Below are 24,164 nucleotides of genomic sequence, written 5' to 3'. Positions count from 1 at the left end.
TCTAAAAATATTTTGAGATGCAGGCTTTTTTCGTATTCCCTTTCATTCCTTGTCTTAGCATAATCCGCTGCCGACAATCATATAAATGATAACGAATGATTCGCATCTGGACTGTTTGCGAGAGGAGGAATACATTTTGTCAGTAGAGCCTAATGCATTTATTTTTGATCTGGAAGAATCCCTGTTTTTTGAAAAAGGACAGGAAGTAGAAGAAATAAGAGGAATTTCTATCGAACCAGAAATAACAATCGAATCATTGGATAATTATATTTCTATTCGCGGTAATATTGAGCTGCAAGGGGAATATCAAAAGGTGGGTGCAGATGAGGGAGAAGAGGAATTTATTGATTTTGATCAGATTCAGGCTAAGCGTTATGTAGAAAGTATTCGAGAGGTGAATGGGCTTTATATATTTACACATAAATTTCCAGTAGATATATCTGTACCGCCTCATCGGGTTAAAAATTTGGAAGATGTAACCGTACAAATTGAATCCTTTGATTATGATTTATTAGGACCAGATAGTTTAAAAATAGCTGCTGCAGTTGAAATTCATGGCATCTTGCAGGATGAAGCATACCGTCCTGCAGAAGAGGATTGGGAAACAGAAGAAGCGGATCAAGAGCAAGTTGGAGAAACATTTTCATTTGAAATAGAGCACCCGGAAGAAGCTTTAACACGTAATGAACAAACTACGTCAAAAGAGCAAACGGTATCGGAAGAACATATCGTATCAGAAGAGCAAATAGTATCAGAAGAGCAAACCATATCGGAAGAGCAACATGTGGATGATCCTGATCGATGGAAAATAAAATCACAGCCTCTATCTGAATATTTTCAATCCCTTTCAGAATCAAAGGTTTCAGAAGAAGAAATGGAGGTTGAGGAGCAGGAAGAAGCTGAATTAGAAATTGTTGAAGCTGCTGAAGTGATAGAAGAAATAGAAGAAGAATCAGGCTGGGAGGTTGCAGATGAATCAGAGCTTGTGGATTATATAGAAGAGACGGATTATTCTGAAGTGCCCAGAGAGGAAGAGATAACTGTCGTGGAAGAGCAGGAGGAAGAAGAACGAGCAGAAAACGCATCTATCCTATCCGAGATTTTTCGGGAAGCAGATGAAAATCATTATGTGAGAATGCGGCTATGCATTGTCCAGGAGAACGATACGATTGATACCATAGCGGAGCGTTTTGCAATCAGTCCACTGCAATTAATTAAACATAATCAGCTGGAAGCCGATTATGAAGTAAATGAAGGACAGCTGCTCTATATTCCTGCAAAACATTAGATCAGAACCCTGCACGAAGAGATTATTTGTGCAGGGAGCTTTACATAATTTATATCTTATTTTAGAAAAAGGGTTAGAAACGATTAAGTCATTAAAAACGAGCAAATGGAAGCTTTTCTAATAAGAGGTGACATGTGATGAATATATGGAAAAAAGTTCTGGAAGCATATCATATCTATCCCGTCAGTATTGAGAAGCAAACAGAACGCGTTGTAAAAGTATTTGACGGTATGCAGGAATATGCATTGAAGCGCAGTTTTTTAACCGAACAGACAATGGAGAATTGGCAGCACATTTACCACACTGCTCGAGAAAAAAATGTGACGGAGATTTTACCTGTGTATTTGACACAGGATAATGCATTTTTTCAAAAGGAGGAGAACTTTTATTATTATTTAACACCTTGGATTGATTCTCCGGAGATCACAGATTCCACCTATAATATAGAAAGGACACTGCAAACACTTGCGCAAATTCATAAAAAAACCAGGCAGACCAGCCGAATAAAATCTGATCGTTTAAAAGAATCATTCCAGGGCTTTTCAAACTTTTGTAAACAGTCTTTAGATCAGCTTCATATACGTATTACAGATTATGAAAGCAGAAAATACATGTCTCCATTTGAACTTCTTTATTGCACGCATTATAAAGGAATTTGTCATGCAGTGGGTTTGCTGCAGGACAAACTGGAACAAATTTATGGGGAAGAAGAAACAGATATTTTATGGTCTACCAGTTTATGCCATCAACGGGTGGATGACACGCATTCAAAGGGGGGGTATTTAATTAACTGGGAATCGGGCGGTTTTGAGCATCCGGCTCGTGATTTATCACATTATTTTCAGAGCTTGACAGGTGCTTATAATCAGCCGGAAAGAACGATACAGCAGGCATTTACAGTTTATCAAAAAACAAATCATCTGACTGTGAGGGAGATGCATCTTGTTTCTGTCTATTTACTTAACCCGTCATCCTATTTGAATGTGCTCAAAAATTATACAGACCGTCACACAAAAAAATCAATGGTAAATCAGGTGAAGGAGCTGCAGCGGCAATTTCGCCGTTTAGAATTTGGCATGAGCTGGGTAGATTTTATACAAGAAACATATGAATCAAAGGAGGAACAGCCAGACTAGATCCATTGCAGGTAAAAAGCGATAACAAGACCAATTAATACAGCCAGTATTAAAATATCAAGTGTTGTAGGTATAAAAAGTGTTCGAATAAGCTGAAAAACCATTATTGGTGTAACACAGGTTTCTACAACAAAAATACATTTTCTAGCCCAAGGCGGAATACGATAGCGATAAAAACGGGACATATTTTTCCCCTCCTGTTTCTTTCCATGAAGTTAGATTTCTGGACTTTGATATAATATGTTATGTATAAACCTGTGAAAAGTGTGTCAATAATATAGATACACTTTTTTAATGGTTATTTTTCTTATCAAGCTGGCTGTAAAAATGCCTATTTACCGTTAATTGTATGAAAATATAGTTGACGTTCTCTTGAGGAAACGATAAAATAAATGTTACGAAGAAAACATACGAATGCGTGAAAGAGAAGTAGTAAAGAATAAACGCTCATAGAGAGGGAAATGAATTGGTGAAAGTTTCCCGGGAAGGTTGTTCTTGAAGTCGTCTCTGATGTAGAGTCTCTGAAAACTGGAGTAGGAGATTCCGGTTGTCAGCCGATATCCATGACCTTAAGTGTGCTTTATAAAAGTGAAAACCGCTTTTATTGACAAGCAAACAAAGGTGGTACCACGGAAATATACCTTTTCGTCCTTTATTTATCAGGATGAAAGGGTTTTTTTGTTTTAGAGGACGTTCAAAAAGCTCGTCGCTTTGTACTTTTGACGCACAAATGTTTTCGGTGGGGCGAGTAATCCTAGGTCCCAGGACGCCTGAGGCCTTAGCAGGCTTGGTCCTTTTTATCGAACTTTTTGAACACAAAATTTTAATGAGAATGAAGGAGGTTTTTAACATGTCAGATAAACAAAATCAGCTTCCTCCTAAATACAATCCGCAAGAAGTGGAAACAGGAAGATATCAATTTTGGTTAGATGGTAAGTTTTTTGAAGCAAAGGATGATCCGGAGAAGGAGCCTTATTCCATTGTAATTCCGCCGCCAAACGTAACAGGACGTCTGCATTTAGGGCATGCCTGGGATACAACGATGCAGGATACGATTACACGTATGAAACGGATGCAGGGCTATGATGTATTGTGGCTTCCTGGAATGGATCATGCGGGAATTGCAACACAGGCGAAGGTAGAGGCAAAGCTTAAAGAACTGGGAACAAACCGTTATGAGCTTGGTCGTGAGAAGTTTCTTGAAAAAGCCTGGGAGTGGAAAGGGGAGTATGCAAGCTTTATCCGTTCGCAGTGGGAGAAGCTTGGACTTGGCTTAGATTATTCCCGTGAACGTTTTACACTGGACGACGGTTTATCCGAAGCTGTTCGGGAAGTGTTTGTCCGCCTTTATGAAAAAGAGCTTATTTATCGCGGTGAGTACATTATTAACTGGGATCCTTCCACAAAAACAGCACTTTCTGATATTGAGGTTATTTACGAAGAAATCCCGGGTAAATTTTATCATATGCGCTATCCAATTAAAGACAGTGATGAAACGATTGAAATTGCAACAACGCGTCCGGAAACAATGCTTGGAGATACTGCTGTTGCCGTACACCCCAAAGATGAGCGCTATCAGCATTTAATTGGCAAAACAGTTATTTTGCCGATTGTAGGCAAAGAAATGCAAATTGTAGCAGACGACTACGTAGATATGGAGCTTGGTTCCGGAGCTGTTAAAATTACACCTGCACATGATCCGAATGACTTTGAAATCGGGAACCGTCATAATTTAGAACGCGTGCTTGTGATGAATGAAGATGGAACGATGAATGAGAATGCAGGAAAATATCAGGGATTAGACCGGTTTGAATGCCGCAAGCAAATTGTTCAGGACTTACAGGATTTAGGTGTTCTGTTTGAAATTGAAGAACGCCCGCATCAGGTTGGACATTCAGAAAGAAGTGGGGCGGTGGTTGAGCCTTACTTATCCACACAATGGTTTGTAAAAATGGAGCCGTTGGCAGAAGCTGCTTTAAACATGCAGGATGTGGATGAAGAAAAAGTAAACTTTGTTCCAGAGCGATTTGAGAAAACCTATTTCAACTGGATGGATAATATTCGCGACTGGTGTATTTCCAGACAATTATGGTGGGGTCATCGGATTCCGGCCTGGTACCATAAAGAAACAGGAGAAATCTATGTAGGCAAGGAAGCTCCGGCAGACGCTGAAAACTGGGAACAGGACGAAGATGTGTTAGACACATGGTTCTCCTCTGCATTATGGCCGTTTTCTACCATGGGCTGGCCAAATGAAGAGTCAGCGGATTTAAAACGTTATTTCCCTACAAACGTTCTGGTAACAGGCTATGATATTATTTTCTTCTGGGTATCCCGGATGATTTTCCAGTCAAAAGAATTTATGGATGAACGTCCGTTTAAAGATACGTTGCTGCATGGTTTAATTCGTGATGCAGAAGGAAGAAAAATGAGTAAATCCTTGGGGAACGGTGTAGATCCGATGGATGTCATTGATAAATATGGTGCCGATTCGCTCCGCTATTTCTTAATGACCGGATCAACACCTGGTCAGGATCTGCGCTTCCACTGGGAAAAAATCGAGTCTACCTGGAATTTTGCCAATAAAGTATGGAACGCATCCCGTTTTTCTCTTATGAATATGGAAGGATTCAAGTATGAGGATATTGATTTAACCGGAAACTTAACAGTTGCAGACAGATGGATCTTATCCCGTTTGAATGAAACGATAGATCATGTAACGAGAAACGCAGATAAATATGAATTTGGTGAAGCGGGAAGACATCTCTATAACTTTATCTGGGATGAATTCTGTGATTGGTATATTGAAATGGCCAAACTGACGTTATATGGCGAAGATGAAGCAAAGAAAAAAACAACACGTTCTGTGTTAGCGCATGTTTTAGATCAGACAATGCGTATGCTGCATCCGTTTATGCCGTTTATCACAGAGGAAATCTGGCAGCAGCTCCCACATGAGGGACCATCGATTACCATCAGCGAATGGCCAAAAGTAAATCCGGCATTTGATGATAAAAAAGCTGTGTCTGAAATGCAGCGTTTAGTTGCTATTATCAAATCTGTTCGTAACAGCCGGGCAGAGGTGGATACGCCAATGTCTAAGCAGATTGAGATGCTTATTTCTACAGAAAACGAGGCACTGGTGCAGGAATTAGAGAAGAACCGGGAATATTTAGAGCGGTTCTGTAATCCGAGCTCCCTGAAAATTGCAGAAGGTATCGAAGCTCCAGGTAAAGCGATGACCTCTGTAGTTACTGGTGCAGAGATCTTCCTTCCTTTAGAAGGTTTAATTGATTTCGATAAAGAAATCGCACGTTTAGAAAACGAACTCACAAAATGGAATAAAGAAGTAGAAAGAGTGCAAAAGAAGCTTTCTAATCAAGGCTTTATCAGTAAAGCACCAGAAGCATTGGTAGAAGAAGAAAAACAGAAAGAAAAAGATTATCTGGATAAACAGGCGAAAGTAAAAGCCCGTTTGGCAGAGCTGAAGCAGTAAAACTGAAAAAATAGCTATGTGAAAATTTCTGCATAGCTATTTTTTAGTTTTACTGCATTTTTTCTTTTATAAAACGAATATATTCTTTTAAAATATTGATATCACTCAGCATGCTCAGGGTACGGGAACCGACGGCATCTTCAATTTCATTAAATATTAATTGCCCATCATCTGTAAACATAAAATCAATACCTGCAAGTCCGAATTCGTAAGCATCTATAATTCTTTGGATTGTGCTTTTCTCTGTTTTATTTAAAGTGTACAGAGATGCTGTTCCTCCAAGCGAATAATTCGCCCGAAAATCATTTGTATTTATTCGCAGAACAGCAGCAATGATTTTTTTATCAATGATAAATACTCTTAAATCCTTTCCGGCCTGAATCTGTCGGGGCGATTGTAATATAAAGTCTTCCGTTAACGTCTGGCGGTATGCTTCCCACTCTTTTTGATTATAAATCATTGCAACCTGCTTCCCGCCTTTCCCCTTAGCTGATTTGACAACAAAGGGAAAATCTAACGGTAGAGGCGAAGGATTAATTTTCCCGGGGAAAAAATAGCTTTGCGGTACAGGTATGCCTAACTGCTGGATAGCCAGATAAGCGTGTGCCTTATGATTAAATGTTTCTGAGATTATCCGGTTGTTGAATACAGTAATTCCTATTTGCTCCAATTGTCTATTAAGGAAAGGGTCCATCGTACGGACAACTGCAAAATCGGCACTGATTTCTTTCCCGTTTGCACGGATAACGGGTTTATTTTTGTGTATACCAATTGAAATGTTTTCTCTTAGTAATAATGTGAGATGGATGGATTGTTTTTTTGCTTCATCTATAAACCAGTCAATATAACTTTTATTTCTTATTGAATCGTTCTTCGTATAGATTAACCATCCATTCATTGGAAAAGCTCCTTTTTTATATAACTTATCATGTAATCGGCAGCGTTGACCCCTGTGCATTCATACAAATTTCGGATATGTGCATTCGCATTTATTTCACAAATCAATAGCTCCTTATTTTGACCAAATAACAAGTCAACACCGGCGAAATCAGCTCCGATTGCTTTTGCAGCTGTAACAGCCAGCTTTTCTATCGTTTCATCAAGGGGGAATGGCAGCATTTTACCTCCATTTGTTACGTTAGCACGAAAATCTTTATTATTTCTTCGTTCGACAGCGGTTATTGCTTTATCACCAACAACCTGAACACGGATATCCCGTCCCTCACTTTCCTCTATATAACTTTGAAATACGAATGGTCGCTCTCCAATAAAGGAGATAACCTCAGTTAATTCCTTTTTATTGTGAATCAAATGAACCTGTTCGCCAAAGGAGCCAAACGCTTCTTTAACAATCAGAGGAAGCCCAAGATGATTGATTACTTCCTGAATATATGCCGAGGATAGATTTCCAGCATGATACTTTTTAGGTGCAATAATCGTTTTTGGAATAGGGAGCTGCTGTTTATGGAGCATTTGATAGGTGTAAATTTTATCATCACTGATTTCAATTGCGCGGGAAGAGTTAAACACACGAATTCCCAGCTGCTCCAGCTGTCTTGCTAAGTGTATATCTTTATCAATAAAAAAAGCAAAATCAGGCATTTTATTCTCGTTTTGTATAGATGACACCATTCCATTTTTCGGGCATAATAAAGTTAAAACATCATCATTTTTTAAAGAAATTGTTTTGATTTCTTGTTTTGCAGCAGCATCTGCAATCATATTTGCATAGTCAAGAAATTTTTCAGTTGCAATACTGCCATTAATAACAATCCAACCAGTATTATTCAAAGTAGAACATCCTTTCTGCTAAACGGTTAAACTTGATTTAGCGGGCGGTTTTCCCAGCAAAAATAAGGAACACAAACTACTGTCTTCATATCCTGCGAAAACGCTTGTGTGACCAACGTCCTGTTGGCCAAAACCAACCAGGAGATGATGAGTCCGTTTTTCCTGGCAGACAAAAATGCTTCTGCTGTAAGTAAAAGGGAAATTACGGAGACTCATGCTGTGATACTTAGTATACGACGAATAGGTGAAGGGGGAAAGAAAGATGCGTACAAACATTTATGATTTTTTTGAAAAACGTCAGCAGCTTGGTGTACAGCCGGGGCTGGATCGGATAAAAGCGTTGTTAGAAGCGTTAGACCATCCTGAGGAAAAATTTACATCTATTCATATTGCCGGCACAAACGGAAAGGGATCTACCGGAGCTTTCCTTCAGGCTGCATTAAGAGCAAACCGTTATCAGGTCGGGACATTTACATCACCAAGTTTACACGGTTTGACAGGCTTTATTCTTATCAATGGTGAACCGATTTCGGAGACTGCATTTACAGAGCTGTTTCAAGAAATCGAGCCGGTCATCGAACAAATGGATAAGGAAGGCAGATCACCAAGCCATTTTGAAATTATTACGGCACTTTCCTTTCTATATTTTTCAAGAAATGTTGATATAGCTATTATTGAGGCTGGTATGGGTGGAAGAGAAGATACGACAAATGTGATTAAACCGGTTTTATCCATTATTACTACCGTTTCTAAAGATCATACTGCTTTTTTAGGGGAGACACTGGAGGAAATAGCTGCACATAAAGCCGGGATTATTAAACCCTTTACGCCGATTATAACAGGAGTTGAAGGAGAGGGGCTCCTTCCAATTGTTACAGAGGCAAATAAAAAACGGGCAGTTTTATATCGATTTGGTATGGATTTTATGATGGAAAATGTACAAGTTGATGAATTTGAATGGAAAAATATTGCATCGAGCTATCGTGTAAAGCTTCAGACAATTGGTTTGCATCAGCATCATAATGCTTCCATAGCCATACAGGCTTTAAAAGTGCTGAAAAATCGATTTGGTCATTTGGATATACAGGTTGCAATAGAGGCTATCCAGAAGGTGATGATACCTGGCAGAATGGAAAAAATTCACGATAATCCATTTATTTTAGTAGATGGTGCTCATAATGAAGCAGGAATGAAAGCTTTTATTAAAACAGTGAGAGCCATTTATCCAAGAAGGAAAGTGAAGGTATTGTTTGCGGCTTTTAAAGATAAAGATTTAAAGGAAATGCAAAGCCTGCTTGCAGATGTATTCCCTAACTTGTATATCACTTCTTTCGATCATCCGCGGGCAGCTGCATTAACAGACTACCCGATACAAGATAAAGGAGAGCAGGTTGAAGACTGGAAGACATGGATAGAAGATAAAATAAATTCATCCACTGCACCGATTCTGATAACGGGTTCATTTCATTTTATTGATATTATCCGTTCTTTTGTTAAATCGCTTGAGAGACCGGAATGAGATAATTGATTGACATATCTTCCGGCTCCTTAAGAAAATTGTAGAACGATTATAATAGAGCATGTCATAATTCGCCTTACTTTTTACAAGAGCTATGCTAGAGTGTAATAAAGTGAAACTTCGTTCAGCGGAGCCTCTTTTATCCCGCTGAATAAGTCACAAACACTAAGCACGTGACGTCGTGTCGCAGCGCTTTTGTGGCTTACAGCCAGTTACACGGCAACAAATACTAGCATTGGAGGGCTGGATGAATGACAAAGCATAAACAGGATATTGTAAATGATACGAAAGGCACTTGGACATATAAAGTCCATACAACCTCCAAAGAAGATAGGATAAACAAAGAATTGGCAGCATCGGTTGAAAAAGAGCAAGAAGAAGCTGATTTCACAATGCTGTCACCTGTTCCAAAAACGAATCAGAGTAAGCTGAAACGAAATACGATTTGGAAAGCGATCTTAGTCAGTGGGTTAAGTGCGGTTTTAGTTGGTACAGTTATAGGCTTTTTTCTTTTTCGGATGTTTGTACAAGTTGATACACCAGCAACCGCTGAAAATCCATTACAAACAGCACCAACAGCTGCACAAACAGAGAGAGAGGAGGAGCGTCCTGCTTTTGTGATGGCATCCCTCGATCCGTTAGAAGCATATATACTACAGGCTGGTATTTTTTCAGAGCAAGAAAATGCAGATGCATTAATTGGCAGTTTAACGAACCTAAATATCTCAACGGTATTCTTTGAAAGAGAAGAAGAACATTATTTAATGGCAGGGGTTGGGCCGTCAGAGGATACAGCAAAATCTCTCGCTGATTCTCTTTCTGATAATCAAGTAGAGCTTTATGTGAAGGAATGGAGTACCCAATTCAGGGAAATAGAAATGACAGAAGCAGAAAGGGAATGGATAACGGCATTTCAAGCTTTTTTTGATGAGCAGCTCCATCAGGCTGACTTAAATGAGCCCATAGCAGAAGAGGAAATAACTGATCTGGTAGACAAAGCGCCGGATGAAGCAGATAGGATAGACGAATTAGTAACCCATTTAACAGAGCTGCAGGGAGAACCTTCCTCTTATCAATTATTGAGCTGGATGCAGGTCTATGACGAGTTATAGTGTGTAAATGCAACCAGTATATGAATATTGCCCTTAGAAAGCAGATTAGAAGACTAGCTTTTTAAGGGTTTTATCATGAATTGATAATTTTATATAAAATCCATTTTTATTATAATAAAAAGCCAGTAAAGTAGCAGTTTCTTATTAGAAAAAAATAATTATTGCCGGTTAAAGCGCAGTAGAAATCAATAATTGTCAAGTTGTAGAAATAGTGCGGTATCACTATGATGTAAATAAACGAAAGGTGAGATATTATGGGGAAACCAATTTTTATACGAGATTTACCGACAGAAGACAGACCAAGGGAACGCCTGCTAAAGTATGGTGCAGATAAACTGAGCAATCAAGAAATACTTTCTATCTTAATTGGCAGCGGTTCTAAGAATGATCCTGTTCAACTACTTGCAGATCGAATTCTGATGCACTTTGAAGGAATAAAATTGTTAAGAGATGCTACAGTGGAAGAATTAACAGCAATTAAAGGGATTGGTATTGCAAAGAGTTTAAATATACTGGCAGCCATCGAGCTCGGAAAAAGAATCAGCAGTTATAGACCTATAGATGCATATATCATCCGTTCCCCGGAGGATGGAGCAAATTATGTGATGGAAGAGATGCGTAATTTAGCACAGGAGCATTTTGTCGCGCTTTTTTTAAATACGAAAAATCAAATCATCCATCGGCAAACCCTTTTTATTGGTTCATTAAATGCCTCAATAGTACATCCTCGTGAGCTGTTTCGTGAAGCTGTAAAACGATCTGCTGCTTCGATTTTAGTTTGTCATAACCACCCTTCCGGCGACCCGACCCCTTCACAGGAAGATATCCTTGTTACCAAGCGGCTTGTGGAATCTGGAAAAATAATTGGCATAGAGGTGATTGATCATTTAGTTATTGGGAATGAGCGGTTTGTTTCATTAAAACAAAAAGGATACTTATAAATACTATCTATTTTAGCGTTTTTTTCGTATAATTGATATGGAATTAATTTTCAGCGCCATTTTTCAGGAAAATGTAAAAGTGGCGCTTCTTGGAATTGTTTAAGTAAAGCTTGGCTGATAAAAGATTTTATGCGGTGTGTATGTGGATATAAAAGAACAGCTGAAAAGATAATGATTGATGTGAGGATAAGAAAGGATGAAAGTAATGGGGATGTTTAATTTTTCACAGGATTTAGGGATTGATTTAGGGACGGCAAATACATTAGTCTATGTAAAGGGGAAAGGGATTATTGTCAGAGAGCCATCTGTTGTCGCTAAAAATTTGGAGATAGGTAATATTGAAGCTGTTGGAAGTGATGCGCGTATGATGATTGGGCGTACACCGGGAAATATTTCTGTTATTCGCCCGATGAAGGATGGTGTCATTGCAGATTATGATACAACTTCTATTATGATGAATTACTACATGAAAAAAGCAATGAAAAAGCGCTCGCTCTTTGCCAAGAAGCCGAATGTCATGGTATGTGTTCCATCTGGCATTACCATGGTGGAGGAACGTGCAGTTATTGATGCAACAAAGCAGGCTGGAGCAAAGGAAGCCTATCCAATTGCAGAGCCTTTTGCTGCTGCAATTGGAGCGGGATTGCCAGTTTGGGAGCCGACAGGAAGTATGATTGTTGATATTGGCGGAGGAACGACGGAAATAGCTGTTATTTCATTAGGGGGAATTGTAACAAGCAAATCCATTCGCATTGCCGGGGACGACATGGATGAGGCAATTATTTCTTACATAAGAAAAAAATATAACCTAATGATTGGAGAAAGATCAGCCGAATCGATTAAAATGGATATAGCAGCAGCGAAACAAGGCATTGTTGGAGAAGAAATGGATATTAGAGGGCGTGATTTATTGACGGGACTGCCAAAAACAATTACAGTTACATCGGAAGAAATTTCAGGGGCTTTGAATGAAAATATAGATGCAATTGTGAATGCCGTCAAATCAACATTAGAAAAAACGCCACCGGAATTATCCGCTGATATTATGGATCGGGGAATTGTTTTATCAGGTGGCGGTGCGCTTTTAGAGAATCTTGACAAAGTCATTAGTGATGAAACAAAAATTCCAGTATTTGTTGCAGATGAACCTTTGGAAAGTGTAGCAATTGGAACGGGTAAATCACTTGATTATATTGACCAATTCCGGTCGGCTCCAAGTGTGTCTTCTCGCGCGTTAAATTAATAGAAGATGTTCAAAAAGTCCGGTGAAAATGACAGGGCAGAAAAAGGAACTTCTACTAGGAACGCCCATGTGGTGTGGGCAACGTAGAAATCACCACAACACGTGAGAAGCCTGTTGGCTTGTTTCTCCGCTGAGGTTGCGATTACTCGGTCTATTAAAACCGTTGAGACCTGCGATTACTCGGTCTATTAAAACCGTTGCTTGAAACTGCGTCGCCTTGAACTTCTCGGTCCTTTTTGAACACGAATTAATAAGTAGGTGTTTGTATGAATTTTTTTCGTAGCAAGAAATTATTTATAATCCTTGTTGGATTTATCGTACTAGTCGTATTAATTGGTTATTCCCTTAACAATCGGGGACATTTAAACTTTGCAGAAAAGATTGTCAGTGATGCTGTGGGATGGGTGCAGAATGTTGCACAAGCTCCAGTAACGTTTGTTACTGATATTGCTTCCAATATCAGTGATTTCAAGACAACATATGAGGAAAATCAAGTGTTGAGAGAACAATTGTCTCAGCAAAAAAGTATAGCATATGAATTGCAAAGCCTGGAAGAAGAGAATGAAGAGCTGCGTTCCATGATTGATATGACGGAAACAGCACGGGATTATGAGCCGATCTATGCAACGGTGATTGCCCGTTCGCCAGAGCAATGGGTGAATCAAGTAACCATTAATCGTGGAGAAAATGATGGCGTACAAGAAAATATGGTTGTCAGAACAGCAGAAGGGATGATTGGAAAAGTCCTTCATACATCCCGAGGGACATCTACTGTACAGTTACTGACAGGTTTTGATGAATTTAATCGTGTTTCTGCAACTATATTGAGAGAAAATGATAGTGATATTTTTGGAATGATCGAAGGATTTGATGAAGAGACGGAGATGCTGTTATTCCGTATTATTGAGGAATCAGATTCGGATATTGAAGAAGGAGACACGGTTTATTCCTCTGAGCTTGGCGGGGAGTTCCCGGCGGGTATCACAATTGGTGAGGTAAATGAGGTAGTGGCTGATCAGTACGGTTTAACTAGAATTGCAATGATTGAACCGGCCGCTGATTTATTTGATATTCGTAACGTAATTGTAGTCAATCGTTCCATAGAGCAGCCAGAAGAAATACAAGAAGAAGAAGGGGATGACGAGTCTTGACTAGACGTGTGATTTTCCCTTTGATTCTGTTCATTGTAATGGTGCTGAGCGGAGTGGCTTTGGAGCTCTTGCCCCACCAGCTATTGATGGGTACATATATGATTGTACCCCATTGGTTGTTTGTTATGCTTATCTACATTGCGATCTTCTATGATCGCAATGATACCTATTATGCAGTTTTATATGCACTTATTTTTGGACTGCTTTTTGATATTGTCTATACAGGTATTTTAGGTGTTTATATGTTTTCCTATGGGCTGGTAATTTATATTGTCCGCGGTTTGAAAAAAATGCTACAAGGGAACTTTTATGTGCTGCTGATACTATCTGCTTTTGGAATTGCCTTAGCGGATATCAGTATTTATACCACTTTCACCGTGATTGGATTAGCAGATATGCCGATAGAAGTATACTTATTGAATCGATTAGTGCCTACCATTCTTCTGAACCTTTTATTCCTGGTATTGATCTATCCGTTAATAATAAAGCCAATGCGGAAATGGGGTAGAGAATTAACGTAATCTGACCGTTTGAAATAAATATGTCCGGACGTATATTTATGAGGAGCGGCAGACTCTGCTCGGTCAGTATACTTTTTTAGGCTGACTGTAAAAAAAAGAGGTGAATATATCGTGCAAGAAACCAAACCGACCATCACGATTAAAGGGACAAGAGATGGTTTGATTTTATTTATAGATGAAAATTCTTCTTTTGAAGAAATTGTACAGGATTTAACGAAAAAGCTGGACGCCAGCAGTCCGCAAAAAGAAGAACCCGTTGTTTCTGTGAAAGTAAAGCTGGGACACCGTTATTTAGCGGAGGAGCAGCGCCGGCAATTAAAGAAAATTATTGAAGAAAAGAATCGTTTTCAAATCGAAGCCATGGAATCGGAAGTGATACCGATTAAAGATGCAAAGACATGGCTGGACCAGAGTAAATTACAAGTAGTTAACCAGATTGTCAGATCTGGACAAGTACTTGAGGCAAAAGGAGATTTGCTATTAATTGGTGATGTAAACCCTGGCGGGAGAGTAAGAGCAAGGGGGAATATCTATATTATGGGCAATCTGTTGGGAATTGCTCATGCCGGCATAGAAGGAGATCAAGAGGCTTTTATAGCTGCTTCTTATATGAAGCCGGCACAGCTTCGAATTGCTGAATATATCAGTCGGGCACCTGACTATGAAGCGGATGGAGTATACATGGAATGCGGAATTATTGATCCGGATCAGAACAAGATTGTAATTGATTCGATCAAAATACTTTCGAAGCAGAGAAAGGTGATTAGCGCATTTGAGAGGAGAATGAATAATGGGTGAAGCGATTGTCATTACATCCGGGAAGGGTGGAGTTGGTAAAACAACCACATCTGCAAATATTGGGACATCTTTAGCATTAATGGACAAAAAAGTTTGTTTAATTGATACAGATATTGGTCTTCGTAACCTTGATGTAATTATGGGGCTCGAAAACCGGATTATATATGATATTGTTGACGTTATTCAAGGACGTTGTAAGCTGCAGCAGGCTTTAATCAAAGATAAGCGTTTTGATTATCTTTCCTTGCTTCCGGCTGCCCAAACAAGTGATAAATCAGCTGTAACAACAGATGGCATGAAAGAGATTGTTACAGAATTAAAGCAAGAGTACGATTATATCATTATTGATTGTCCAGCAGGTATTGAACAAGGCTTTCAAAATGCTATCGCTGGTGCTGATAGAGCCATTGTGGTTACAACACCTGAAAATTCAAGTGTACGAGATGCTGATCGGATTATCGGTCTGATAGAAAAAAAAGATATGTTAGAGCCGCCAAGATTAATTATCAACCGGATTCGTAATCAAATGATGAAAAATGGCGATATGCTTGATATCGATGATATTGTCCAGTTGTTAGCAATTGATTTAATTGGGATTGTAGCGGATAGTGAAGAAATGATTAAAGCTTCTAATAAGGGAGAGCCGATTGCACTGCACCCTCATTTCAAAGCTTCTATCAGCTATCGGAATATAGCAAGAAGAATTTTAGGTGAAACGGTTCCCCTTCAGTCGCTGGAGGAAGAAAAAAGTTTTATGCAAAAGGTAAAAGCATTCTTTAAAATATAATAATTATAGTAAGTGCGAGTGTAACAAGCTGTTACTGTTAAGTTAGAAACTCTTGCTGCACATCGTCTAATCAGCAAAACATCCGACCTGGTATATGTCAGATCGGATGTTTTGCTATTCAGTAATTCGTAAATGCTTCCCCAATCGTTTTTCGATATGGTCTTTCGTTAAAATAGAAATCTAAACATTCATTATCCTCAACAGAAATTCGTTCCTTGTCAGGATATTCGATATAGATGGTGTGTTTCTTTTCCCGGTGAAAACAGGCTAATACGTCTAAAAAGCTGTCATGGGGGGAGGCGTAAATTGGCTTGATAGCACGTACAAAATGCCCTCCTTCGTATCTTTTTAAAAGAAAACGGATAAAAACATAAAAACGATATTTCCATTCTTTCCAGTTTTCATGTATTAAAAAGAGCCATATTAGGAAGCTGCTTAGTGTAAATGGAAAGAAAAGAAGCTGTACGAAAACAATGACGGCACATATCGCTAAAGAACTAATAATCGTTGCGTAATATGCTTTTTTAAAGGTTAAAAATGTAGTTAATGCTAAGAAAACAAGCTTTCCGCCATCCAACGGCCAAATTGGCAGTAAATTAAAGAGGAGAATAATTGTATTGTAATATAGAACTAATTCGTAATAATATTCCGGAATGATCCCAAAAGAAGATGCGCCATAAAGAAAGCCGTATATTAAAATCTGTACAAAAGGTCCTGCCAGTATAACGATTGCTTCTTCTCTGACGGGGCGGGTTCCATGCTCATCTGTTTTCATCACTCCGCCAAATGCCCATAAAACGATAGAGGAAACTCGCCATTTAAAAGAAGCGGCGGCAGTGAAATGCCCTAATTCGTGCAGAAGAATAATACTAAAAATAATCGCCAGCTCTGTAAAAGAGCCTGTCAAGAAGGAAATCACAATAAATATCCATAGAATTGGATGAAAATGAATAAGTTGTACGGAAGATTTAAGGCTGTTGATCAACCAGAATCACCTGCTCAGGATCAATATATTGGTTTTCATGTTCAATTGCGAAAAAAACAGATGGGCTATTACCTTCAGCTCCGGATGTTCCGAGCACTTGTCCATTGGCAATATGCTGATATAAATGAACCTCGACAGAATCTAAAAAGCCGTATTGTGTCGTTGTCCCATCAGCATGCTGAATTTTGACTGTTTTATCCGTGGAACGGTCATTACCAGCAAAAACGACAATACCTTCCCCAACAGCAGCTACATTTCCTTCTTCTTCCGCATCAATATATACACCTTGACCATTTTCATGGAAACGTTCTGAAATGGTTCCGTTGACTGGAAGATATGCCGGATCTGTGACCACTTCCTCTGTAATCGTGCTTGGCCTAAAGGATAGAGATAAAGGTGTGCCAAACGCCTCTGAATACCATGCATTTACTTTTGCGAAAGGAAACTGATTTGTTAAAGTTGAAGTTATCCATTCTTTAGGCTGGTGCATAAATGGTTTATCAACCTCTGTAACCAGTGCTGTTCCCAGAAAAAGTGAAACAGATAAGAGTGCTTTTACAGCAATACTGGTAATCTGAGAACTTTTTTCAGGATTTGCTGCACTTGTATGGCTGGCAGATACAGAAGGATAAAAACCATGTGATTCTTCCATATCTGGTAAGGCATTGCTGTGTAGATAATCTTCCTGTTCATTTTGCTTTACTCTATTTACCCCTTTTGCTTTTTGACGCATTTCAATGGCTTTACGAATTTTTTTTACGTTTTTATCCATACATCTCACAATCCTTTATAGCGTGGTGTGTGATTCATTATATGCTGAACAAGCTGCCTATATGAGTAAATGTGAGAAAGGAGGAAGAACATGCTGGACATGGCTATCTCTGCATAAAAAGTAATTAGTGGAACTGCGATGACTCGCCCCGCCGAAAACATTTGCAAAACTTATAAACTTATTCTATAAAAAGGTTGACACTGGGACCCGTAAAATGATAAGATTTATCTGTTATTCTAAGTAGCACCCGTGCTACAACCGCGCATAACAGGTTTTAAAACTGCAAAATGCAGTACCTTAAGTGGCGAGTCTGAGTTTAATGAGGAGGTGCATATAAATGTACGCAATTATTGAAACTGGTGGTAAGCAAGTGAAAGTAACAGAAGGACAAGAAATTTATGTGGAGAAGGTTGCTGGTGAGGTAAATGACACAGTAACTTTTGAAAAAGTTCTATTCGTTGGCGGAGATGATGTGAAGGTTGGTGCTCCATACGTTGAGGGCGCATCTGTAACAGCTAAGGTTGAAAAACATGGCCGTCAAAAGAAAATTGACGTTGTGAAGTTCAAGCCTAAAAAGAACTATCATCGCAAACAAGGTCATCGTCAGCCATACACAAAACTTGTAGTTGACAAAATTAGCTTATAAGGGACCTGTTGTTCATAATGATTCAAATAACTGTTTTTCAATCAGATAATCAGGTTACGGCTTTTGAGCTTACTGGACATGCAGATAGCGGTCCTTATGGATATGACCTTGTTTGTGCAGGAGTTTCAGCTGTGACATTTGGTGCTGTGAATGCAATTATGAAGCTATGTGAGACAGACCTCGATATCGATCAGGGAGCTGACGGCGGTTATCTTGCTGTAAAGCTTCCAATGAACATAAACTCCGAAAAACTTGAAAGGATGCAGTGGTTAGTGCAAGGGATGATTGTCTCTTTAGAAACCATTGCAGAGAGTTATGGGGAGCATGTTCAACTGAATTTTTCATAAGGAGGTGCATTTTCATGTTACGTCTTGATTTACAATTTTTCGCATCTAAAAAAGGTGTAGGTAGTTCTAAAAACGGTCGTGATTCAGAATCAAAACGACTTGGTTCTAAACGTGCTGATGGACAGTTTGTAACTGGTGGTTCCATTCTTTATCGTCAACGCGGCACTAAAATTTATCCAGGTGAGAACGTTGGTCGCGGTGGAGATGACACGCTTTTCGCTAAAATCGATGGTGTTGTGAAATTCGAACGCTTCGGTAGAAACCGCAAAAAAGTCAGTGTTTATCCTGTAGCCAAAGAAGCATAATGCTTGGGTAGCAATTAAGTTAACGACAAATAGACAGGCTGTCGAGATAATCTCTCGGCAGCCTGTCTTTTGGTATACGATAGAAAGCATCTCTAAAGAGGCTTAACCTGTAACGCTTCTTTTATCGGATAAGGACGGAATCTATCGTTTACAGCTTTTGATTTCCTGTGTTTTCTGCTATACTCAATTTTAATGAGGTGAAAGTATGATCGAACAAGAGGTAGTCCGCTTAATACAAAAATACCGGCATGATTTAATGAACCGATTACAGATTGTTTCCGGTTATTTAACTATGGGGAAAGCTGATAAAGCAAAAATGAATTTAGATGATGTGCTGGCATTTTATGAGGAAGAACGGAAACTGATGCAATTAAACGCAGATAAGTTTATGATTTGGGTATTACAATTTCAAGAAGTATATCCTTCTTTTTCCTTAACATATCATGTAGATTTACTTGAATCTCAGGTAAAAACAATTGATGAGCAAGAGCTTCTTTTATCCTGTGAGAGGCTGTTAGCTTTTCTGTCAGAGGCTGCGGAGGATTTACATGTGTATGATTTGACTCTTCACATTGAAGAAAAAGAAACACATTGGGTAATTCGGATGAACATCAAAGATAACATTGTTGAAACAATAAATATTGAAAACATAGAACAACAATACAGTGTTTCTGTGACACAGAAACAGGAAAAAACAAGCTTTGAATGGAATATAGCAAAGGAAGAAAGAGGTGATTAACAATGTTTGTCGATCAGGTGAGTGTCTATGTAAAAGCAGGAGACGGCGGAAATGGGCTTGTTGCTTACCGGCGGGAGAAATATGTTCCTAAAGGTGGACCGGCAGGCGGAGACGGCGGAAATGGGGCAGATATTGTCTTTAAAGTTGATGAGGGCTTAAATACCTTGATGGATTTCCGTTACAATCGTCATTTTAAAGGAAAACGCGGTGAAAATGGAATGAGTAAAACGCAGCATGGGAAAAATGCTGCTGCTTATGTGATTCCAGTACCGCCGGGAACTACTGTTATAGATGAAGATACAGAAGAAGTGATTGCTGATTTAACAACCCATGAGCAGGAGGCTGTGATCGCAAAAGGCGGACGTGGCGGAAGAGGTAATACCAGATTCGCCAGCCCGCGTAATCCGGCTCCGGATATGGCTGAAAATGGTGAGCCAGGTCAGGAACGTAATATAAAAGTAGAACTGAAGCTGATTGCTGATGTGGGATTAGTCGGCTTCCCAAGTGTCGGCAAGTCCACTTTACTATCTGTCGTCAGCGCAGCGAAGCCCAAGGTTGCTGCCTATCATTTTACCACGATCGCCCCAAATCTCGGAGTAGTTGATACAGGAGATCAGCGCAGCTTTGTGATGGCAGATTTGCCGGGATTAATTGAGGGCGCTTCTCAAGGTATTGGACTGGGCCATCAGTTTCTGCGTCACGTGGAACGTACAAGGGTGATTGTGCATGTGATTGATATGGCTGGAACAGAAGGACGCGACCCTTATGAAGATTATGTGAAGATTAATGAAGAACTGGCAGCATATGATGAAAAGCTGTTAACAAGACCGCAAATCATCGCTGCCAATAAAATGGACATGCCGGGTGCAGAAGAGCATTTAAAAGCATTTAAAGAAAAACTGGGAGAAGAAGTCCCGATTTATCATATTTCTGCGATTACAAAAGCTGGGCTGCGAGATTTATTATTTGCAGTGGCAGATAAGCTGGAAGAGATTCCAAAATATGAGCCGGAGATAGAGCAGGCAGATGAAACGGTTGTTTATCGTTATCAGAAGGAAGAGGAGCCTTTCCATATAACTAGAGATCCGGACGGTGCTTTTGTACTTTATGGTCATCGGATTGAAACGCTATTTAAAATGACAGATTTTCAACACGATGAAGCTGTTCAGCGCTTCTCCCGCCAACTAAGAGGGATGGGTGTTGACAAAGCACTTCGTGAACGCGGGGCGCAAGACGGTGATACTGTCCGACTGTTAGATTATGAATTTGATTTTATTGAGTAGTTTTTTAATTTGTTTAGTTTCAAGCGCCAAAAACTAGAAGATTTCACGTCGCCCCTACGATAAAGAAGCCTTAGCGATTGGCAAGCCGTCAGACGCAGACAGAGCTAAAGTTGGGACTGCGATTACTCGCCCCATCAACACCGCCGCACTTATGCCCTGTGGGTGAAAGTCAACATCAGCTTCCTTTGGTTTGTGTTTCCTTTATCACTTCAGTTAAAGGAGTTCGGCCAAGGTTGAACCACCCACAGTTCGGGGCGCAATCTTTACGTTTTTAAACAGGCGCTTTGCACTTTTCTATTTAGGAGGAAATGAAGTTGACGAGTGTTGGTTATTTAGGTCCTAAAGGAACATTTACAAAATTAGCAGTAGACGCAACGTTTAATGGAGAACATAAGGAAGGCTTCAAAACAATTCCAGAATGTATTGACGCAGTCGACAAGGGTGAAATTGATATTGGAGTTGTTCCGTTGGAAAATGCGATTGAAGGTACGGTCCAGTTAACGGTTGATTACTTGATTCATCAAGTACGGATACCAGTAGTAGGAGAAATTGTGGTACCGATTCAGCAGCATTTACTTGTACGAAGTGATATTATTCAGGATGCGTTAGAAATAAAAGAAGTGCATTCACATAGTCATGCAATCGCGCAATGTCATCAATATTTACATCAGAATTTAAAACATGCCAAAATAGCCTTTACCTCTTCAACAGGAAGAGCTGCAGAGATTGTCAGCAGCTCTGATCAGCCTATTGCGGCAATTGGAAACCGTTCTGCTGCTTCAGAGTATGGCTTGGAAATCTTCAAAGAAAATATTCATGATTATCCAAATAATCATACCCGTTTTCTAGTTCTTTCTCATCAGCCGGAGAAAGTTAAAATAAAAGCGGAAGCTAAAGGGGATAAAACGACGCTTTTAATTACGCTGCCAAGCGATCAGGCCGGTGCACTGCATCAAATTCTTTCCGCTTTTGCATGGCGTAAATTGAACTTATCCAAGATTGAATCCAGACCTACTAAAACGGGGTTGGGAAATTATTTCTTTATTATCGATGTAAATCAGGCTTATGATGATGTTCTGCTTCCTGGTGTTAAGGCCGAGCTGGAAGCATTGGGCTGTCAGGTCACTATTCTGGGGTCATATTCTGTTTATGATATTTTATAGGACAGTAAATGTTGAAATCGGAAATAGCTTATCTGCAAGTGAAAATACAATTATAAGAGGCCGATAAAAAGCTGTGGTTAAATCATAAAAAAATAGTCAATCGTATAAGAAAAAAGTGCTGTGACATTATCCAGCACTTTTTTCTAACTTATATTCCTTTTGTATCGTCTTTTTGTCGTTCTCTATATGTTTCTAATTTCTTTTCATATTCCTCTGGTGAAGTTTCCAGATACGTTTGCACCCTTTGTTTATTAGGTGTTATCGTCAGCCCTAAGAATTTCCGTTCTTCATTGGCAATTTTGAAGAAGGATATAACCAGTAAGATGACAACAATACTAAATGGCAGTGCAGCGGTGATTGCGGCTGCTTGCAATGCATCCAGACCAGTTTCACCACCTGCCAGTAAAAGAATAAATGCAATAGCGGATAAGGAAACTCCCCATACAATCTTAACTCTTCCAGCTGGAGATAAAGACCCGAATGATGTTTGCATACCTAACACGAAAGTTGCTGAATCTGCCGAAGTGATAAAGAAAATTGCCACAAGCAGAATCGCAACAATGGATAGAACCGTACCCATCGGAATTTCATTGAAAATGCCAAACAGCTGTGTCTCAGGCGGCATATCAAATATATGTGGTGCACTTTGACCAACAGAGATACCTGTTACGCCAAATACACTAAACCATAAGGTCCCAATAATGGTAGGGACTAAAAGAACAGCTAAAATAAATTCACGGATGGTCCGTCCTTTCGAAACGCGGGCAATAAAGATTCCCACGAACGGACTCCAGCTCATCCACCAGCCCCAGTAATAAATTGTCCATTGTGACATCCATTCACTTTTTTGTTCATTTAACGGTGCGACATCCAGAGCACTGTATAAGAAATTCTGCAAGTAACCACCAGTTCCGGTCGTCAACATATTCAGGATTAAAATAGTTGGTCCTACAATCAATACGATAAGAAATAAAATCCCGGCTAATACCATGTTGATATTACTCAAATATTGAATTCCTTTACTTAACCCGCTCCAAGCACTGATTAAGAATAGTACAGTGACAACAGCTATAATGATTGCTTGTACAAAGATATTATTAGGTATACCGAATAAGTAATGTAAACCGCCATTAATTTGTAAAGCTCCGACACCAAGTGATACTGCAACACCGATAACTGTGGCAAAAACAGCTAAAACATCTACAACAGTACCTAATGGTCCATCAACACGATCATGAAATAATGGACGTAATGCTTTAGATAAGAGCCCGACCTCTCCTCTTCTAAATTGTGAATATGCTAATGCAAGGGCAACAACACCATAGATAGCCCAAGCATGAAAACCATAATGTAAAAAAGTTGAGCGCATCGCTTCAAGCATTGCTTCATTTGTTTCTGGATTGGTGGTTGGTGGAGCAAGATAATGCGAAATAGGCTCCGATGCACCATAGAATACTAATCCAATCCCCATCCCGGCACTAAACAACATTGCCAGCCAAGAGATAGTCCGGAATTCAGGCTTATCTTTTGGCTTCCCTAATTTTAGAGTTCCAATTGGACTGAAAATAAGGAATGCACAAAAGAAAACAAGTATTGTGGTAAGAATCATGTAGTACCAGCCGAAATTTTGAGTAATCCAGGATGATATATTGCCGGCAATTTTTCCGAATCCATCTGGAAATACTGCTCCCAGTACTACTAAAATGCCTATAAAAATAGAGGCAAAAAGAAAAACGTCAGACATTTTTCTTTTTGTTGAGGTTTTACTCATAATTTTCTCCTTCCTATATTTGAACGAACGTCAATACAAAATGTAATATTGTATTGTTTAGACTTTCATATCCTAACAAGTATTTATTATAAAATCAACTATTACCAAGATACCGGTAAAGCTGTAAGCGAGGATTATTACTGGAACAGTATGAAATAAAGCTTCATGCTGGCTTATCTTTTGTTACAGGATACGGTAGTAGTTCTATACCCCTTTATTAGACAAAAGTAAACGCTCGATAGGTGATCCATTGCCAAGTACTATTGCTGTAAAATTTAAAGCGGTATCTCTGCTTTGATAGTATGCCCAATTATATTTTTACCATATCATTTTTCTATCGCAGTTTAACGGCTTGTCGTCCTTTCTGATG

General features: G+C 39.3%; 23 protein-coding genes and 2 other annotated features. Of the genes, 17 read left to right on the top strand and 6 right to left on the bottom strand.

Features of this window, described 5'->3' with window-relative positions:
- Window positions 1–136: 136 nt before the first annotated feature.
- Complete coding sequence (spoVID, locus tag FLK20_RS01360) at window positions 137–1,288, top strand: stage VI sporulation protein D (protein ID WP_152654764.1); 1,152 nt, start codon at window positions 137–139, stop codon at window positions 1,286–1,288.
- A 137-nt stretch (window positions 1,289–1,425) separates the two neighbouring features.
- On the top strand, window positions 1,426–2,424 hold the full coding sequence (gene ysxE, locus FLK20_RS01355) for a spore coat protein YsxE (RefSeq protein WP_152654763.1): 999 nt from the start codon (window positions 1,426–1,428) through the stop codon (window positions 2,422–2,424).
- Here the strand turns inward: ysxE and FLK20_RS01350 are convergent.
- A complete protein-coding gene (locus FLK20_RS01350; RefSeq protein ID WP_152654762.1) occupies window positions 2,421–2,609 on the bottom strand; it encodes a hypothetical protein in 189 nt (62 codons plus the stop codon). The two genes, ysxE and FLK20_RS01350, sit on opposite strands and share 4 nt — an antisense overlap.
- Before the next feature lie 225 nt (window positions 2,610–2,834).
- Window positions 2,835–3,080: a binding site (T-box leader), on the top strand.
- 194 nt (window positions 3,081–3,274) lie between these two features.
- Here FLK20_RS01350 and FLK20_RS01345 point away from each other — a divergent pair.
- Window positions 3,275–5,920: a valine--tRNA ligase gene (locus FLK20_RS01345; protein ID WP_152654761.1), complete on the top strand. Its 2,646-nt coding sequence runs from the start codon at window positions 3,275–3,277 to the stop codon at window positions 5,918–5,920.
- A gap of 49 nt (window positions 5,921–5,969) precedes the next feature.
- On the opposite strand, the gene FLK20_RS01340 is transcribed toward FLK20_RS01345, so the two are convergent.
- Window positions 5,970–6,818, bottom strand: a complete 849-nt coding sequence (locus FLK20_RS01340; protein ID WP_152654760.1) for an ATP-grasp domain-containing protein — start codon at window positions 6,816–6,818, stop codon at window positions 5,970–5,972.
- Complete coding sequence (locus FLK20_RS01335; RefSeq protein ID WP_152654759.1) at window positions 6,815–7,711, bottom strand: ATP-grasp domain-containing protein; 897 nt, start codon at window positions 7,709–7,711, stop codon at window positions 6,815–6,817. Before FLK20_RS01335 ends, FLK20_RS01340 begins: the two co-directional genes overlap by 4 nt.
- A gap of 262 nt (window positions 7,712–7,973) precedes the next feature.
- On the opposite strand from FLK20_RS01335, the gene FLK20_RS01330 reads away from it, so the two are divergent.
- The 8 genes from FLK20_RS01330 (at window position 7,974) to minD (ending at window position 15,783) form a co-directional block, all read left to right on the top strand.
- Window positions 7,974–9,230 carry a bifunctional folylpolyglutamate synthase/dihydrofolate synthase gene (locus FLK20_RS01330; RefSeq protein ID WP_152654758.1) on the top strand — a complete coding sequence of 419 codons (1,257 nt, stop codon included), beginning with the start codon at window positions 7,974–7,976 and terminating at the stop codon, window positions 9,228–9,230.
- A 251-nt stretch (window positions 9,231–9,481) separates the two neighbouring features.
- Window positions 9,482–10,342 carry an SPOR domain-containing protein gene (locus FLK20_RS01325; protein ID WP_152654757.1) on the top strand — a complete coding sequence of 287 codons (861 nt, stop codon included), beginning with the start codon at window positions 9,482–9,484 and terminating at the stop codon, window positions 10,340–10,342.
- A 254-nt stretch (window positions 10,343–10,596) separates the two neighbouring features.
- Complete coding sequence (gene radC, locus FLK20_RS01320; RefSeq protein ID WP_152654756.1) at window positions 10,597–11,283, top strand: RadC family protein; 687 nt, start codon at window positions 10,597–10,599, stop codon at window positions 11,281–11,283.
- Between the two features lie 205 nt (window positions 11,284–11,488).
- Window positions 11,489–12,526, top strand: coding sequence for a rod shape-determining protein (locus FLK20_RS01315; RefSeq protein WP_194165489.1), 1,038 nt, complete (start codon window positions 11,489–11,491; stop codon window positions 12,524–12,526).
- Window positions 12,527–12,792: 266 nt separating this feature from the next.
- Window positions 12,793–13,677, top strand: coding sequence for a rod shape-determining protein MreC (gene mreC / locus FLK20_RS01310; protein ID WP_152654755.1), 885 nt, complete (start codon window positions 12,793–12,795; stop codon window positions 13,675–13,677).
- Window positions 13,674–14,198, top strand: coding sequence for a rod shape-determining protein MreD (gene mreD / locus FLK20_RS01305; protein WP_152654754.1), 525 nt, complete (start codon window positions 13,674–13,676; stop codon window positions 14,196–14,198). Before mreC ends, mreD begins: the two co-directional genes overlap by 4 nt.
- A gap of 111 nt (window positions 14,199–14,309) precedes the next feature.
- Window positions 14,310–14,996, top strand: a complete 687-nt coding sequence (gene minC, locus FLK20_RS01300; RefSeq protein ID WP_152654753.1) for a septum site-determining protein MinC — start codon at window positions 14,310–14,312, stop codon at window positions 14,994–14,996.
- Window positions 14,989–15,783: a septum site-determining protein MinD gene (gene minD, locus FLK20_RS01295; protein WP_152654752.1), complete on the top strand. Its 795-nt coding sequence runs from the start codon at window positions 14,989–14,991 to the stop codon at window positions 15,781–15,783. Before minC ends, minD begins: the two co-directional genes overlap by 8 nt.
- Before the next feature lie 118 nt (window positions 15,784–15,901).
- On the opposite strand, the gene FLK20_RS01290 is transcribed toward minD, so the two are convergent.
- Complete coding sequence (locus FLK20_RS01290) at window positions 15,902–16,768, bottom strand: site-2 protease family protein (RefSeq protein ID WP_370453145.1); 867 nt, start codon at window positions 16,766–16,768, stop codon at window positions 15,902–15,904.
- On the bottom strand, window positions 16,752–17,540 hold the full coding sequence (locus FLK20_RS01285) for a M23 family metallopeptidase (protein WP_152654751.1): 789 nt from the start codon (window positions 17,538–17,540) through the stop codon (window positions 16,752–16,754). Before FLK20_RS01285 ends, FLK20_RS01290 begins: the two co-directional genes overlap by 17 nt.
- Window positions 17,541–17,786: 246 nt before the next feature.
- Window positions 17,787–17,862: a sequence feature (ribosomal protein L21 leader region), on the top strand.
- 15 nt (window positions 17,863–17,877) lie between these two features.
- Between FLK20_RS01285 and rplU the strand changes: the two genes are divergently transcribed.
- The 6 genes from rplU to pheA all read left to right on the top strand — a co-directional run bounded on the left by rplU (window position 17,878) and on the right by pheA (window position 22,023).
- Complete coding sequence (rplU, locus tag FLK20_RS01280; RefSeq protein WP_147207905.1) at window positions 17,878–18,186, top strand: 50S ribosomal protein L21; 309 nt, start codon at window positions 17,878–17,880, stop codon at window positions 18,184–18,186.
- Between the two features lie 17 nt (window positions 18,187–18,203).
- Window positions 18,204–18,533 (top strand): ribosomal-processing cysteine protease Prp, encoded by a 330-nt coding sequence (locus FLK20_RS01275; RefSeq protein ID WP_152654750.1) that lies wholly within the window; start codon window positions 18,204–18,206, stop codon window positions 18,531–18,533.
- 14 nt (window positions 18,534–18,547) lie between these two features.
- A complete protein-coding gene (rpmA, locus tag FLK20_RS01270) occupies window positions 18,548–18,838 on the top strand; it encodes a 50S ribosomal protein L27 (protein ID WP_152654749.1) in 291 nt (96 codons plus the stop codon).
- Between the two features lie 205 nt (window positions 18,839–19,043).
- On the top strand, window positions 19,044–19,577 hold the full coding sequence (locus FLK20_RS01265) for a Spo0B domain-containing protein (RefSeq protein ID WP_152654748.1): 534 nt from the start codon (window positions 19,044–19,046) through the stop codon (window positions 19,575–19,577).
- A 2-nt stretch (window positions 19,578–19,579) separates the two neighbouring features.
- Complete coding sequence (gene obgE, locus FLK20_RS01260; RefSeq protein WP_152654747.1) at window positions 19,580–20,860, top strand: GTPase ObgE; 1,281 nt, start codon at window positions 19,580–19,582, stop codon at window positions 20,858–20,860.
- 308 nt (window positions 20,861–21,168) lie between these two features.
- The gene (gene pheA, locus FLK20_RS01255) at window positions 21,169–22,023 is read left to right on the top strand and encodes a prephenate dehydratase (RefSeq protein WP_152654746.1); all 855 of its coding nucleotides are present in this window, start codon (window positions 21,169–21,171) and stop codon (window positions 22,021–22,023) included.
- Window positions 22,024–22,171: 148 nt separating this feature from the next.
- Here pheA and FLK20_RS01250 read toward each other — a convergent pair whose 3' ends face one another.
- Entirely contained in the window at window positions 22,172–23,794 is a 1,623-nt protein-coding gene (locus tag FLK20_RS01250) for a BCCT family transporter (RefSeq protein WP_152654745.1), read from the bottom strand.
- Between the last annotated feature and the right edge of the window lie 370 nt (window positions 23,795–24,164).

Origin of the sequence: Oceanobacillus sp. CFH 90083, assembly GCF_009389585.1 — a bacterium.
Taxonomy (GTDB): domain Bacteria; phylum Bacillota; class Bacilli; order Bacillales; family Amphibacillaceae; genus Oceanobacillus.
The sequence above is the reverse complement of the archived record's forward strand: the minus strand, read 5'-3'. Positions and strand labels throughout refer to the sequence as shown.